The 14,901-nt window shown below is 66.4% G+C and carries 10 protein-coding genes; 4 read left to right on the forward strand and 6 right to left on the reverse strand.

Annotation, left to right across the window (positions count from 1 at the left end):
- Positions 1 to 68: 68 nt before the first annotated feature.
- Positions 69 to 1,730, reverse strand: coding sequence for a cation acetate symporter (locus tag ACFPO9_RS19105; protein ID WP_379773511.1), 1,662 nt, complete (start codon positions 1,728 to 1,730; stop codon positions 69 to 71).
- A complete protein-coding gene (locus ACFPO9_RS19110) occupies positions 1,727 to 2,089 on the reverse strand; it encodes a DUF485 domain-containing protein (protein WP_379773514.1) in 363 nt (120 codons plus the stop codon). Before ACFPO9_RS19110 ends, ACFPO9_RS19105 begins: the two co-directional genes overlap by 4 nt.
- A 160-nt stretch (positions 2,090 to 2,249) precedes the next feature.
- Between ACFPO9_RS19110 and prpR the strand changes: the two genes are divergently transcribed.
- The 3 genes from prpR to ACFPO9_RS19125 all read left to right on the forward strand — a co-directional run bounded on the left by prpR (position 2,250) and on the right by ACFPO9_RS19125 (position 6,587).
- Complete coding sequence (gene prpR, locus ACFPO9_RS19115) at positions 2,250 to 3,869, forward strand: propionate catabolism operon regulatory protein PrpR (RefSeq protein WP_379773517.1); 1,620 nt, start codon at positions 2,250 to 2,252, stop codon at positions 3,867 to 3,869.
- Between the two features lie 127 nt (positions 3,870 to 3,996).
- A complete protein-coding gene (locus tag ACFPO9_RS19120; RefSeq protein ID WP_379773519.1) occupies positions 3,997 to 5,412 on the forward strand; it encodes a pyridoxal-phosphate dependent enzyme in 1,416 nt (471 codons plus the stop codon).
- Complete coding sequence (locus tag ACFPO9_RS19125; protein ID WP_379773521.1) at positions 5,409 to 6,587, forward strand: trans-sulfuration enzyme family protein; 1,179 nt, start codon at positions 5,409 to 5,411, stop codon at positions 6,585 to 6,587. The genes ACFPO9_RS19120 and ACFPO9_RS19125 overlap by 4 nt, the downstream gene beginning before the upstream one ends.
- On the opposite strand, the gene ACFPO9_RS19130 is transcribed toward ACFPO9_RS19125, so the two are convergent.
- From ACFPO9_RS19130 to clpS, 4 genes are all read right to left on the reverse strand, one after another.
- Positions 6,588 to 9,962, reverse strand: a complete 3,375-nt coding sequence (locus tag ACFPO9_RS19130) for a S41 family peptidase (RefSeq protein WP_379773523.1) — start codon at positions 9,960 to 9,962, stop codon at positions 6,588 to 6,590. It lies immediately after the preceding gene.
- An 82-nt stretch (positions 9,963 to 10,044) separates the two neighbouring features.
- Entirely contained in the window at positions 10,045 to 11,634 is a 1,590-nt protein-coding gene (locus ACFPO9_RS19135; protein ID WP_379773525.1) for a methyl-accepting chemotaxis protein, read from the reverse strand.
- 74 nt (positions 11,635 to 11,708) lie between these two features.
- The gene (gene clpA / locus ACFPO9_RS19140) at positions 11,709 to 14,009 is read right to left on the reverse strand and encodes an ATP-dependent Clp protease ATP-binding subunit ClpA (RefSeq protein WP_379773528.1); all 2,301 of its coding nucleotides are present in this window, start codon (positions 14,007 to 14,009) and stop codon (positions 11,709 to 11,711) included.
- Positions 14,006 to 14,308: an ATP-dependent Clp protease adapter ClpS gene (gene clpS / locus ACFPO9_RS19145; RefSeq protein WP_027864722.1), complete on the reverse strand. Its 303-nt coding sequence runs from the start codon at positions 14,306 to 14,308 to the stop codon at positions 14,006 to 14,008. Before clpS ends, clpA begins: the two co-directional genes overlap by 4 nt.
- A 346-nt stretch (positions 14,309 to 14,654) precedes the next feature.
- On the opposite strand from clpS, the gene cspE reads away from it, so the two are divergent.
- A complete protein-coding gene (cspE, locus tag ACFPO9_RS19150) occupies positions 14,655 to 14,858 on the forward strand; it encodes a transcription antiterminator/RNA stability regulator CspE (RefSeq protein WP_036165387.1) in 204 nt (67 codons plus the stop codon).
- Positions 14,859 to 14,901 lie beyond the last annotated feature (43 nt).

A 14,901-nucleotide genomic window follows, 5' to 3' on the forward strand; every position in this document is an offset into this window, starting at 1 on the left:
TCTCCTGAAAATAAAAAACCCGGAAGCCGCTGCCGGCCTCCGGGTTCAGTGTACGGCTATTTACCGGCTCAGTGGGCCGAAGCGGCAGCCGCCCCGATACCGGTCTCCGAACGCACTTCCTGCGCCTCGAAACCAGCCTTGTCGATCGCCGCACGCGGGCTCTTGTCGGTGACCGAGAACAGCCACACGCCGACGAAGCCGACGATCATCGAGAACAGGGCCGGCGAGGTGTACGGGAAGATCTCGGTCTTGTTGTGGAAGACGTCGACCCACACGGATTTCGACAGCACGGTCAGGCCCACGGCCGTGATCAGGCCCAGGAAGCCGCCGATGGTGGCGCCGCGGGTGGTGCACTTGCTCCACAGGACGGACATGAACAGCACCGGGAAGTTGGCCGAAGCGGCAATCGCGAAGGCCAGCGACACCATGAAGGCGACGTTGACGGTCTCGAACACATAGCCCAGCGCGACGGCGATGATGCCGAGGACGATGGTGGTGATCTTCGACACGCGCAGTTCGCTGCCCGGGGCCGGCTGGCCCTTCTTGATGACGGTGGCGTAGATGTCGTGCGAGACGGCCGAGGCGCCCGACAGGGTCAGGCCGGCCACCACCGCGAGGATGGTCGCGAAGGCCACGGCCGAGATGAAGCCGAGGAAGACGTCGCCGCCGACGGCGCTGGCCAGGTGCACGGCCGCCATGTTGTTACCGCCCAGGAGCTTGCCGGCCGCGTCCTTGAAGGCGCCGTTGGTACCGACCAGCACGATCGCGCCGAAGCCGATGATGAAGGTCAGGATGTAGAAGTAGCCGATCCAGGTGGTGGCCCACAGCACCGACTTGCGCGCTTCCTTGGCGCTCGGGACGGTGAAGAAGCGCATCAGGATGTGCGGCAGGCCGGCGGTGCCGAACATCAGCGCCATGCCGAAGGAGATGCCGGAGATCGGGTCCTTGATGAAGTTACCCGGGCCCATGATCGAGTCCTTCTTGCTGTGCACTTCGACGGCCTTGGCGAACAGCTGCTCCGGGCTGAAGTTGTACATGGCCAGCACCGAGAAGGCCATGAAGGAGGCGCCCGCCAGCAGCATCACGGCCTTGATGATCTGGACCCAGGTGGTGGCGGTCATGCCGCCGAACAGCACGTAGACCATCATCAGGATACCGACCAGCACCACGGCGATGCTGTAGTCCAGGCCGAACAGCAGCTTGATCAGCTGGCCGGCGCCGACCATCTGCGCGATCAGGTAGAACAGCACGGTGACCAGGGTGCCCGAGGCCGCGAACATGCGCACCGGCTTCTGCGCGAAGCGGTAGGCGGCGACGTCGGCGAAGGTGAAGCGGCCCAGGTTGCGCAGGCGCTCGGCCATCAGGAAGGTGATGACGGGCCAGCCGACCAGGAAGCCGATCGCGTAGATCAGGCCATCGAAGCCGTTGGCGAACACCGCGGCGGAGATGCCGAGGAAGGAGGCGGCCGACATGAAGTCGCCGGCGATGGCCAGGCCGTTCTGGAAGCCGGTGATGCCGCCGCCCGCGGTGTAGAAGTCGGAGGCCGAGCGGGTGCGCTTGGCGGCCCACTTGGTGATGAACAGGGTCAGGATGACGAACACCGAGAACATCGTGATCGCGGTCCAGTTGGTGGCCTGCTTGGTGGCCTGGCCCAGGTCGGGCGCGGCGATGGCGGCGTTGGCTGCGGCCAGCAGGGCCAGCGCGGAGGCGTTACGGATCGTGGTCTTCATGCTGCGCGCACCTTGGTCGGCTTGTTGGTTTCTGCAGCCTGGCCCGGCTGGCCGGCGGCGGCGTTGCGCTGGATGGCGTCGGTCAGCGCGTCGAATTCGCTGTTGGCGCGGCGCACGTAGATGCCGGTGACGACCACCGTGAACAGGATCACGAACAGGCCCAGGGGCACGCCCCAGGACATCACGCCCGCGCCGATGCGCGAACCCATGAATTCCTTGTCGAAGGCGTTCAGGCAGGTGAAGCCGTAATACACGATCATCACGGCCCAGGTCAGCATCCAGCCGTAGCGGGAGCGGGTCCTGACCAGCTTCTGGTAATTCGGGTCGCTTTTGACCCGTTGAACAACGTCTTGGTCCACTTTTAGTCTCCAATGGTTCTAATGATGCCTATTTGGTACAGGCTGATGGCGATCCTACGGGCCGGTGCTTACCCCATTCTTACGGCATGGACCGTATTTCGCGCCGGCACCGGCGTTTCACGCTGAAACATCGCGGTGCAAACTGCATTACACTTGCAACATGAGCCATCCCACCCGCAGCGCCCACGACGCCGTCGACAAGCCCGTGATCTGGACCGTTTCGGTCTCGCGCCTGTCCGACCTGTTCCGCGACATCACCCTCGAATACGACCACCTGGCCCAGATCGAGCCGCTGCACCTGGGCTTCGACGAAGCCGCGCGCCACATCCGCGAGCGCATGGCGACCGACCATTGCGACGTCGTGATCGCGGCCGGCTCGAATGCCGCCTACCTGAAGGGGCGGGTGTCGGCGCCGGTGGTGGTGGCCAAGGCCAGCGGCAGCGACGTGATGCAGGCGCTGGCGCGCGCGCGCAGGCTGTCGCCGCGGGTCGCGGTGATCAGCTACCAGCAGCCGATGCCGGAACTGGCCGAATTCACCGCCACCTTCGGCCTCGCCATCGCCGAGCGCACCTACGTGACCGAGGAAGATGCGCGCGCCGCCATCGCCGAACTGAAGGCGGACGGGGTCGAGGTGATCGTCGGCGCCGGCCTGATCACCGACCTGGCCGAGGAGGCGGGCCTGAAGGCGGTGTTCGTGTACTCGGCGGCCTCGATCCGCCAGGCCTTCGACGATGCGCTCGAGATGGCGCGCCTGACCCGGCTCGAATCCGGCCGCGGACGGCGCGGCGGCCCGGACCCGCGGCGCGCGCGGCGCGGCCTGAACGACCTGCGCGGCGAGTCGGCGGCCATGGAAAAGCTGCGCCAGACCGTGGTGCTGTATGCGCGCTCGAAGGCCACGGTGCTGATCCAGGGCGAGACCGGCAGCGGCAAGGAGCTGGTGGCGCAGGCCATCCACCGCGAGGGGCCGCACCGCGCTGCCCTCCGGCCCTTCGTCGCCGTGAACTGCGGCGCGATCGCCGAATCGCTGCTGGAATCGGAACTGTTCGGCCACGAGGAAGGCGCCTTCACCGGCGCGCGCCGCGGCGGCCATGCCGGCTTGTTCGAAGCGGCGAACGGCGGCACCCTCTTCCTCGACGAGATCGGCGAAATGCCGCTGGCCCTGCAGACGCGGCTGCTGCGGGTGCTTGAAGAGCGCGAGGTGATGCGGGTCGGCGGCACCCGCCCGGTGCCGATCGAGGTGCGCGTGATCAGCGCCACCCACTGCGATCTCGAGGCCCGCGTGCGCGAAGGCCGCTTCCGCGCCGACTTATACTACCGCCTGGCGGTGCTGCGCCTGGTGCTGCCGTCCTTGCGCGAGCGCCGCGCCGACATCCCGGCGCTGGCCGAATGGTCGCTGAAGAACGCAATGGCGGCCCTCAGCGCGCGTCCGCATCCGAACCTGGGCGCGGAGATCGCGGCCTGCGCCCCGGTCCTGCAAGCCTATGCCTGGCCCGGCAACGTGCGCGAGCTGCGCAACCTGATGGAGCGGCTGGCGCTGTTCCTGGCGGCCGAGCCGCTGCAGGCCCTGACCCCGGCGTTTTTATTGGCGGTGGCGCCGGAGCTGGGCCAGCTTCCCGCGTCCGTTCTGCCCGCCCCGGCCGCTTTGTCCTTGCAGCAAGTATCGGCGCAAGAGAACGTGGCCGAGGTCCTGGCCCGTTTCGGCGGCCAGCGCGAGGCCGCCGCGCGCCATCTCGGCATCAGCCGCACCACGCTGTGGCGGCGCCTGAAAGCTGGTCGCTGAGCAGCCGAACCGGCGCCGCAGCGCCATCGAAAAGGCTTAATATGGCTTAAATCGGGCGCCCGGAATCCGTCCTAAGATCACCCTTTTATCGACGGCCCGGCGCTCGCCCTTGCGCCCTATCGGAGGCATGATGAAAGCTTCGCAGCCCGCTCCACAGCCCGCGTCGGCGGCGGCAATTTTTTCGCTGATCGGCAACACCCCCTTGGTCGAGGTCACCCGGATGGACACCGGCCCCTGCCAGCTCTTCCTCAAACTCGAATCCCAGAATCCCGGCGGCTCCATCAAGGACCGCATCGGCCGCGCCATGATCGAGGCGGCGGAGCTGGACGGCCGCCTCAAGCCCGGCGGCACCGTGGTCGAAGCCACCGCCGGCAATACCGGCCTGGGCCTGGCCCTGGTGGCCCGCATCAAGGGCTACCGCGTGGTGCTGGTGGTGCCGGACAAGATGGCGGCCGAAAAGGTGCTGCACCTGAAGGCCCTCGGCGCCGAGATCCACCTGACCCGCTCGGACGTCGGCAAGGGCCATCCCGAGTACTACCAGGATTATGCGGCGCGCCTCGCCCGCGAGATCCCCGGCGCCTGGTTCGCCGACCAGTTCAACAATCCGGCCAATCCGCTGGCCCACGAAACCGGCACCGGTCCCGAAATCTGGGAGCAGATGAAGCACGAGGTGGATGCGATCGTGGTCGGCGTCGGCTCCTCCGGCACCCTGACCGGCCTGTCGCGCTATTTCGCCAAGGTGCAGCCGGATGTCGAATTCGTGCTGGCCGATCCGCAGGGCTCGATCCTGGCCGAGTACGTGCGCACCGGGCAGGTGTCGACGGTGTCGGGCTCCTGGGCTGTCGAGGGCATCGGCGAGGATTTCATCCCCGCGATTGCCGACCTCTCGCGGGTGCGCCGCGCCTACAGCATCGGCGACGAGGAAAGCTTCAACACCGCGCGTGCCCTGCTGCGCCAGGAAGGCCTGCTGGCCGGCTCGTCCACCGGCACCCTGCTGGCCGCGGCCCTGCGCTACTGCCGCGAGCAGAGCGTTCCGAAGCGCGTAGTCTCTTTCGTGTGCGACACCGGCACCCGCTACCTGACCAAGGTCTACAGCGACGGCTGGATGGTCGACCAGGGCCTGCTGCAGCGCCCGCGCACGGGCGATTTGCGCGACCTGATCGGGCGCCGCTACGACGACGGCGACGTCGTCACCGTGGCCCCGACCGACACCCTGCTGACCGCCTTCAACCGCATGCGCAGCGCCGACCTGGCCCAGCTGCCCGTGATCGACCGCGGCCGGCTGGTCGGGCTGGTGGACGAATCCGACATCCTGAAGCACGTCACCGACGAGCGCGAGCACTTCCAGGCGCCGGTCTCCGGCACCATGACGGCCGAGCTGCAGACCCTGCCGCCGTCCGGCAGCATGCAGCAGTTGCGCGAGATCCTCGACCGCGGCCTGACCGTGGTGATCGCGGAAGGCGACGGTAGCGACCGCCGCCGTTTCTACGGCCTGATCACGCGCTTCGACCTTCTCAACCATTTGCGCAGGACCCTCAAATGAGCAATAGCGATACCAAGCGCCACCTGGCCACCCGCGTCATCCACGGCGGCCAGGCGCCCGACCCCAGCACCGGCGCGGTGATGCCGCCGATCTACGCGACCTCCACCTTCGCCCAGGAGAGCCCGGGCGTGCACAAGGGCCTCGATTACGGCCGCTCGCACAACCCGACCCGCTGGGCGCTGGAGCGCTGCGTGGCCGACATCGAGAGCGGCGGCGCGGCCTTCGCCTTCGCCTCCGGCCTGGCCGCGATCGCCGCGGTGCTGGAGCTGCTGCCGGCCGGCTCGCACATCGTCGCCGGCGACGACATGTACGGCGGCACCTACCGCCTGTTCGAGCGCGTGCGCCGCCACAGCGCCGGCCACGAATTCAGCTACGTCGACCTGGCCGACCCGCTGGCCCTGGCCAATGCGCTGCGCCCTGAGACCAGGATGGTGTGGGTCGAGACGCCGACCAACCCGATGCTGAAGCTGGCCGACCTGCACGCCATCGGCGCGCTGTGCCGCGAGCGCGGCATCCTCAGCGTATGCGACAACACCTTCGCCAGCCCCATCGTCCAACGCCCGCTGGAGCAAGGCATCGATATCGTGGTGCACTCGACCACCAAATATATGAACGGCCATTCAGATGTCATCGGTGGGGTGGCGGTGGTCGGCCTTGAGCCGCGCCACCAGGCGCTGCGCGAGCGCCTCGGCTTCATCCAGAATGCGGTGGGCGCGATCCAGGGGCCCTTCGACAGCTTCCTGGTGCTGCGCGGTATAAAAACCCTGGCCCTGCGCGTGGAGCGCAGCTCGGCGAATGCGATGGAACTGGCGCACTGGCTGGAAGACCAGCGCAAGGTCAGCCGCGTCTATTATCCGGGCCTGGCCTCGCATCCGCAGCACGAACTGGCGCGGCGCCAGATGCACGGCTACGGCGGCATCATCTCGATCGACCTCGATACCGACCTCGCCGGCGCGCGCCGCTTCCTCGAACATTGCGAAGTCTTCACCCTGGCCGAAAGCCTGGGCGGCGTCGAGAGCCTGATCGAGCACCCGGCCATCATGACCCATGCGACCATCCCGCCGGCGCAGCGCGCCCAGCTCGGCATCGGCGATGGCCTGATCCGGCTGTCGGTCGGCATCGAGCATGTCGACGACCAGCGCGCCGATCTGGCGCGGGCGCTGGCCGCCGTCTGATTACCGTTTCAGCGCAGGAATCGCAGCCGGCTTCCAGGCCTTCACCGGCTGCTCCTTCAGCTTCTTCTCCAGCAGCTCGATGGCGACTTCGAGCTGGCGGTCGCGCCCGTTGAAGGTTTCGTTCGGCAGGTTGTCGACCTCGACGTCCGGGGTCACGCCCACGCCTTCGATCAGCCAGTCGCCGTCGCTCGAGAACTGGCCGTTCTCGGCGACGCGCGCCATGCCGTTGTCCGCCAGGCCGTTGCCGTCGCTGAGCCAGACGCCGGCGCCGGCGGTGCGCTTGCCCACCAGGGGCCCCAGCTTCAGGGCCTTGACGCCGGCGGCGAAGGTCTCGCCGTCGGAGTAGGTCAGCTCGTCCGTCAGCACCACCAGGTGGCCGCGGAAAGTGTTCTGCATGTTCGAGTAGGGCTGCTTGCCGTTCGAGGACCAGAAGGCCCAGGAGCGGCGCAGCAGCTTTTCGATGATCCAGCTGTCGATGTTGCCGCCGTTATTGCGGCGCACGTCGATGATCAGGCCTTCCTTGCTGATGTTGGCGTAGAAGTCGCGCGCGAAGGCGTTGATGTCGCGCGCCACCATCGCGCGCAGGTGCAGGTAGCCGATCTTGCCCTTCGAGGCCGTGTCGACTTGTTGCGCCCTGCCCTGTTCCCAGTCGGCGTAGCGCAGGCTGGCGTGGGTGGCCATCGAGACCGGGGTCACGATGAGGGCACGCGGCTTGGCGCCCGGCCTGGCGTCGGCGCTCTTCACGTTCAGCAGCACCTGCTTGCCGGCGGTGTCCAGCAGCAGGTCGGCGATGTCGCGCGCTTCCGCCAGCGACTTGCCGTTGACGGCCGTGATGATGTCGCCTTCCCTGACGTTGACGTCGGGCGCGGCCAGCGGGCCGGCTTCGGACGGCAGCTCCGGTTCGCTGCGGTAGACATGGTCGACGCGGTAACCGTCGGCCACGCGGCTCAGCACCGCGCCCAGGCTGGCCGGCGTGCCCTCGGCGGCGGCGCGGCGCACGTCGCCGGGACGGATCTGCGAGTGCAGCGCGCCGACCTCGCCGATCATCATGCCCAGCACGTCGTCCAGTTCCGCGCGGTCGGTCACGCGTTCGACCAGCGGCGCGTAGCGGGTGCGCACCGCGTTCCAGTCGATGCCGCGCATGTTGGCGTCGTACAGGAAGTCACGGTGCATGCGCCAGGCGTCGTTGAACATCTGCGTCCATTCCATGCGCGGGTTCGAGCTCACCGCCCAGTCGTCGATCTTGACCTTCGCCTTGCTGACATCCGCGGGCGCCTTGGCGGCGGCGTCGACGATCAGCATGTCGCCCGGCGTGCCCTTGGCCCAGGTGCGGTAGAACACGTGCTTGTGGTCGGTGGAGAGGCCGAATTCGCGCACGCTGGCGGCGAAGGTTTCCGGCTGCGGGCTGCTGCGCGCGATGGCCAGGGTCTTGAGCGTGCCCTTGCCGGCTTCGTCGTCGCCGGCTTCGAGCAGGTAGAGGCGCTTGTCGTCGACCGCCAGCGCGCGGTAGTTGCCCGGCGCGACAGGCACTTCGTAGAGGCGCTCGCGCAGGCCGGCGTAGACGATGGCCGGCGTCGGCGGCTCCGGCTTCGCCTTGGCGGAGGCATTGGCTGCCGCTGCCGCCGCCGCCACCGCCGCGCCCTTGGCGCTGTCCGGCTCTTCCGCGCCCGGCGATTTCACGGCCGCCTTGGCCGCAGCCTCCGGCGACTTTTCTTCCGGCCTGGTCAGCTCGTCTTCCGGCTTGAAGGGGAAGCGCAGGTCCGGCTGCAGCGCCAGCGCGAACACGCCGACGCGCTTGTCGAAGACCGGGCCCATGTTGCGGTCGCCCCAGACCGAGTTCTTGCCGTCCACGTTGAAGTGGCGCGCCGACAGGAAGTACAGCCATTTGCCGTCCGGCGAAAAGGACGGCGAGCTGGCTTCATAGCGGTCGGTGGTCACAAAAGAAATCGCGCGGCTCGCCAGGTTGAACATGCCGATCTGGTCGCGCCGCTCGCTGCTGCCCGCGCGCACGAAGGCCAGGTTGCGGCTGTCGGGCGACCACACCACCTGATCCGAACGATCCAGGCCCGCCTGGCCGGCGTCGTCGATGATGACATTGGTGCGCGCGGCCAGGTCGAGCAGCCAGGTGCGGCCCTTCTTGTCGGTGTGCGCCAGCCATTTGCCGTCCGGCGACGGATACAGGGCCGAGCGGTGGCTGGCGCCGTCCGTGGTCAGGCGCTCGCCGTGGCCGGAACCGTCGGCGGCGTAGCGCCAGATCTCGTTTTCGCCGCTGGTGTCGGCGATGGCATAGACCCATTTGTCGTCGTGGCTGAAGACGGCGCCGCGGGCGCGCGCGCCTTCCGGCACCGCGATCTCGACGCGGCGATGGCTGCCGGTACCGGCGATGGTCACGCGGCCGCGCGCGGTCAGCACGATGCGATCAAGCTTGCTGGCGACCTCGATGCCGGTCAGCGCGTCGAGCGGCGACTTCACGCGGCGCAGGCGCTGCTGGTCGAAGTCCGACACCAGGCTGGCGTTGAGAATCGAATCGCTGCCGCTGGCGATGTCGAACAGGTGCAGGTCGGCGCCCAGCTGGTAGGCGATGCGGCCGTCGCCGAGCGAGGCGGTGCGCACGTCCCAGGCCTTGTGGTGGGTGAGCTCGCGGCGGTCGCTGCCGTCCGGGAGCGCGCTCCACAGATTGTCGGCGCCGCCGGCATCGCTGATGAAGTAGAGGCGGCCCTTCCACCACATGGCGCGGCGGTTGTTCGAAGCATCGCCCTTGAACAGCGGCTGGGCCTCATTTTTCGCATGCAGGTCGAACCGCCACAGCTGGGCGTAGGCGCCGCCGCGGTAGGACTTCACGTTATCGTTGGTCATCGACAGACCCATGCGCGTGAAATAGACCGTGCGGCCGGCATCGTCCAGCACGGCGTCGTTGGCGTCGGCCAGCGGCAGCACGCGGCGTGTCAACTTGACCGGATCGAGCGTGGCAACCACGCGGCGCTTCGCTGGCCCGACCGGGTTTTCGATGCTGACCAGGACCTCGCCCTGCGCCGTCCAGCCGAGCACGGTCACGCCGCCGTTTTCGAAGGTGATGCGCTTGGGCAGTCCGCCTTCGATCGGCATCACATAGGCTTCCTGGGCGCCCTCGTAGGAAGCGACGAAGGCGACCAATTTACCGTCCTGCGAAATGGCGGCATGGGTTTCGCTCGACGGGTGGGTGGTCAGGCGCGTCGCCTTGCCCCCGGCAATCGACGTGCGCCAGAGATCGCCCTCGGCGGTGAACACGACCGTGTCACCGCGCACCGCGGGAAAACGGAAATATGGATCGGCGGCGCCGGCCTGCTGGCCGATGAGTGCGAGCGACAGCGCGAGGATGGTGCGGGAGGCGTTCATGTTCACTTAGGCAAGTTTGCTAGAGAACATGAGTTTGCCATAGTGAAACGCTGTACTGGCGTGCATACATGCAAAAAAGATTTTAGACCTTGAACGTCGCGACCACCTTCGTCAGCTGCTCAGCCTGTGCGCGCATGGTCTCCGCGGCCGCCGCGGCCTGCTCGACCATGGCGGCATTTCGCCGGGTGGCCTCGTCCATGTCGGCGACGGTGCGGCGGACCTGGGCGATGCCCTCGGCCTGCTCCGAGCTGGCGGCGTCGATGGCTTTCATCAGGTCGGCCACCTGCTGCACGCGGCCGAGAATCTGGCGCATGGTCGTACCGGCGCTGCCGGCGATGCCGGCCCCCGATTCGATGGCGCCGAGCGATGCCGCGATCAAGGTCTTGATCTCCTTTGCCGCCGCAGCCGAGTGCTGGGCCAGGCCGCGCACCTCGTTGGCGACCACGGCAAAGCCGCGCCCCTCGGCACCTGCGCGCGCCGCTTCCACCGCCGCGTTCAGGGCCAGGATATTGGTCTGGAAGGCGATCCCGTCGATCATCGCCGTGATGTCGCCGATCTTCGCGGCCGACTGGCGGATCGTGGCCATGCGCTCCACCATCTGCTCGACCGCGCCCGCCCCTTCCCTTGCGACGCCGGAGGCCGCCAGCGCCAGTTCGCTGGCGTCGTGCGCGTTCAGGTGGTTCTGCTGGACGGTTTCGAGCAGCTCGGCCATCGCCTTGAGCGTCGCGTGCAGGCTGCTGGCCTGGTGCTCGGTGCGCAGCGCGAGGTCGCGGTTGCCGGCGGCGATGTCGGCCGAGGCGTCGTCGATCAGGCGCGCGCTGTCCAGCACTTTCACGACCGTGGCCGAGACGCCGCCGGTCATGTGGTTCAGGGCGTCGAACAGGCGACCGATCTCGTCGCCGCGCGCGTGGCGGATGGTGGCGCCAAGGTCGCCGCGGGCGACGCGCTCGGCCAGCTGCACGCCTTCCTGCAGCGGCGCGACGATGCTGCGCGTGAGCAGCCAGCCGGCCGCACCACCCAGCAGCAACGCGGCGCCGCCCACGGCCAGCAGCAGCATGCGGCTGAACAGCGAGGCGCTGCCCGACGCTGCCGCCAGCGCGCGCGCCTGGCGGGTCTGCCAGGCCAGCAGCGCTTCGAGCGCCCTGGTGTAGGCCTCGAAGCCGGTAGCCATGCTGGTCGAGGCCAGCTGTTCGACTTCCTGGGTCTTGCCGAGATCCTTGGCCTGGAACACCTGCTTGCGCACCGCCAGCCAGGCGTTCTTGCGCTGCGCCGCCTGCGCCGCCAGCCGGCGCTCCTCCGCGCTCGAAGGCATGGCCTTGAGACGCGCTTCGAGCGCGGCTTCCTCCTCGTCGCCCTGGGTCAGCTGGGCCTGGAAGTAGTCGCCGGCCTCCAGGCTGTCGCTGCGCGCGATGGCGCCGGCGCGGACGCCGTTCAGGCGCGCCATGCCCAGCAGTTCGGCGCTGAGCTGCTGGCTGGCCAGCCTGTTGTCGACCAGGTCCTTCGTCAGCGCGTCGGCGGCCCGCATGCGCCACAGGGCGACGACGCAAATGACGACGATGGCGGCGGAAACGGCGGCAAAGGCGCCGATGATCTTGGTACCGGTCTGGATCCTGGAGAGGCGCATGGTGGCGTGGGCGGAAGCGAAGATGGCGGCAGTATAGGATTGCCACATGACAACTTCATGACCGCGCCCCGGGCCAGGATGACAGGCGAAAAAAAGCCCCGCACTGGGCGGGGCTTCCGGGATTACTCGATCTCGACCGTCTCGACCGGCTCCGGCGGCGGCGGGACGTCGCCTTCCGGGAACTCGAGGAACACGTCGTCCTTCTCGTTCAGGTCCACCGTCACGCGTCCGCCGTTGGTCAGGCGGCCGAACAGCAGCTCGTCGGCCAGCGCCTTGCGGATCATGTCCTGGATCAGGCGCGACATCGGACGGGCGCCCATCTGCGGATCGAAGCCCTTCTTGGCGAGGAACTTGCGCAGCTTCTCGCTGAAGACGGCTTCCACCTTCTTCTCGTGCAGCTGCTCTTCCAGCTGCATCAGGAACTTGTCCACGACGCGCAGGATGATTTCCTCGTCCAGCGCGCGGAAGCTGATGATCGCATCCAGGCGGTTGCGGAACTCCGGCGTGAACATGCGCTTGATGTCGGCCATCTCGTCGCCCGCCGCCTTCGAATCCACGAAGCCCACCGAGCGCTTGGTCAGGCTTTCGGCGCCCGCGTTCGTGGTCATGATGATGATCACGTTGCGGAAGTCCGCCTTGCGGCCGTTGTTGTCGGTCAGCGTGCCATGGTCCATCACCTGCAGCAGAATATTGAAAATGTCCGGATGGGCTTTTTCAATTTCATCCAGCAGCAGCACCGCGTGCGGCTTCTTGGTGATGGCCTCGGTCAGCAGGCCGCCCTGGTCGAAGCCGACATAGCCCGGCGGGGCGCCGATCAGGCGCGACACCGCATGGCGTTCCATGTACTCCGACATGTCGAAGCGCACCAGCTCGATGCCGAGGATGAAGGCCAGTTGCTTGGCCACCTCGGTCTTGCCGACGCCGGTCGGACCGGAGAACAGGAAGGAGCCGATCGGCTTGTCCTGCTTGCCCAGGCCTGCACGGGCCATCTTGATCGCGGCCGACAGCGCTTCGATGGCCGGGTCCTGCCCGAACACCACGTTGCGCAGGTCGCGGTCGATGGTCTGCAGCTTGCTGCGGTCGTCCTGGTTGACGGTCTGCGGGGGGATCCGCGCGATCTTCGCGATGATGTCCTCGATTTCCGTCTTGCCGATGGTCTTCTTCTGCTTCGACTTCGGCAGGATGCGCTGGGCCGCGCCGGCTTCGTCGATCACGTCGATCGCCTTGTCGGGCAGGTGACGGTCGTTGATGAAGCGCGCCGCCAGTTCCGCCGCGGTGGAAAGCGCCGACGACGAGTACTTCACGCCGTGGTGCTCTTCGAAACGCGACTTCAGGCCGCGCAGGATCTGCACGGTCTGCTCGACCGAAGGCTCGTTGACGTCGACCTTCTGGAAGCGACGGCTCAGTGCATGGTCCTTCTCGAACACGCCGCGGAATTCCGTGAACGTGGTCGCGCCGATGCACTTCAGCTGGCCGTTCGCCAGGGCCGGCTTCAGCAGGTTGGACGCATCCAGCGTGCCGCCCGAGGCCGAACCGGCGCCGATGATCGTGTGGATCTCGTCGATGAACAGGATGCCGTTCGGCGTGTCCTTCAGCTGCTTCAGCACCGCCTTCAGGCGCTGCTCGAAGTCGCCGCGGTACTTGGTGCCGGCCAGCAGCGCGCCCATGTCCAGCGAATACACGACGGCATTCTGCAGGATCTCCGGGACGTCTTCCTGGACGATGCGCCAGGCCAGGCCTTCCGCGATCGCGGTCTTGCCGACGCCCGCCTCGCCCACCAGCAGCGGGTTGTTCTTGCGGCGGCGGCACAGGATCTGGATCACGCGGTCGACTTCTTCCTCGCGGCCGATCAGCGGATCGATCTTGCCGTCGGCAGCCGACTTGTTCAGGTTCTGCGTGAACTGGTCCAGCGGGCTTTCCTTCGTCGCACCTTCGACCTGCGCTTCTTCCACGCCTTCCGACGCCTTCTGGCTGTCGATCTGCTGGTCCTTGCGCACGCCGTGCGAGATGAAATTGACCACGTCGAGACGGGTCACGCCCTGCTGGTGCAGGTAATAGACCGCGTGCGAATCCTTCTCGCCGAAGATCGCCACCAGCACGTTGGCGCCGGTGACTTCCTTCTTGCCGTTCGAGGCGGATTGCACGTGCATGATCGCACGCTGGATCACGCGCTGGAAACCGAGCGTCGGCTGGGTATCGACCTCGCCCGTGCCGGGCACGGTCGGGGTGTTGTCGCCGATGAAATTCGTCAAGGTCTTGCGCAGATCTTCGATGTTGACCGCGCACGCACGCAGGACTTCAGCGGCCGAAGGGTTGTCGAGCAGCGCCAGCAGCAGATGTTCGACCGTGATGAACTCGTGCCGAGCCTGCCGCGCTTCGACAAAGGCCATATGTAAAGAGACTTCCAATTCCTGCGCAATCATACTTCCTCCATCACGCACTGCAGGGGATGCCCCGCCTTGCGCGCATGCGTTAATACAAACTCCACTTTGGTACACGCTATATCTTTGGAAAACACACCGCACACCCCTTTACCATGGCGATGTACGGAAAGCATGATCTGCGTCGCCGTCTCGCGATCCTTATTGAAGTACTCCTGGATGATGGCGACCACGAACTCCATGGGGGTGTAGTCGTCATTCAGCAGCGCCACCTGGTACAGGGGGGGTGGCTTTACGGTCTGCCGCTCCAGCAGCTGTTCGGTATCGTGCTTGGTTGCCATAAGAGTATTCTAAGATGCTTTCGCTGTTCGTGCGTACGTTAACAATCAGGGACAATCAGGGTAGTTTCCTGTGCGATCCCATGTGCTTTCCATCTTACGCGTTTTCCCTGCTGCGCGCAGATGGCGCCCCGATTGCAAAAATCAAGACCTTGTTCCAAAGCAGTAGTGAAAGTTTTTACAACACGCGTTCAAAACCGCTTGACTTACAAGATTATTGCAACAACAATGCAGTTATTGACATGTACTTATGTACTAGTTGATAAGAAGTGAGCAGGCTGAGGAGGGGGCAAGAAGCTTCTTGCTTTTATGGCTCGTGTGATTCGTTTTTCAAATCGAAGGTTATTTTATGGCAACAGGTACTGTGAAGTGGTTCAATGATTCCAAAGGTTTTGGCTTCATCACCCCAGATGACGGCGGCGAGGATTTGTTCGCGCACTTCTCCGCAATCAATATGAACGGTTTTAAGACCCTCAAAGAAGGTCAAAAAGTCCAATTCGAAGTCACGCAAGGCCCTAAAGGCAAGCAAGCTTCCAACATCGTCGGCGCGTAAGCATTCGCCGGGAAGCAAAAAGCCCCGCTTCGGCGGGGCTTTT

The organism is Massilia aerilata (assembly GCF_042656905.1).
Classification (GTDB): Bacteria; Pseudomonadota; Gammaproteobacteria; order Burkholderiales; family Burkholderiaceae_D; genus Telluria; species Telluria aerilata.

Bases quoted from the DNA above. Each gene is read 5' to 3' on its own strand.
- clpS (WP_027864722.1), bottom strand. From the start codon at position 14,308: ATGGCAACCAAGCACGATACCGAACAGCTGCTGGAGCGGCAGACCGTA.
- ACFPO9_RS19120 (WP_379773519.1), top strand. From the start codon at position 3,997: ATGATGAAAGCTTCGCAGCCCGCTCCACAGCCCGCGTCGGCGGCGGCA.
- ACFPO9_RS19125 (WP_379773521.1), top strand. From the start codon at position 5,409: ATGAGCAATAGCGATACCAAGCGCCACCTGGCCACCCGCGTCATCCAC.
- ACFPO9_RS19135 (WP_379773525.1), bottom strand. From the start codon at position 11,634: ATGTGGCAATCCTATACTGCCGCCATCTTCGCTTCCGCCCACGCCACC.
- ACFPO9_RS19130 (WP_379773523.1), bottom strand. From the start codon at position 9,962: ATGAACGCCTCCCGCACCATCCTCGCGCTGTCGCTCGCACTCATCGGC.
- prpR (WP_379773517.1), top strand. From the start codon at position 2,250: ATGAGCCATCCCACCCGCAGCGCCCACGACGCCGTCGACAAGCCCGTG.
- ACFPO9_RS19105 (WP_379773511.1), bottom strand. From the start codon at position 1,730: ATGAAGACCACGATCCGTAACGCCTCCGCGCTGGCCCTGCTGGCCGCA.
- clpA (WP_379773528.1), bottom strand. From the start codon at position 14,009: ATGATTGCGCAGGAATTGGAAGTCTCTTTACATATGGCCTTTGTCGAA.
- cspE (WP_036165387.1), top strand. From the start codon at position 14,655: ATGGCAACAGGTACTGTGAAGTGGTTCAATGATTCCAAAGGTTTTGGC.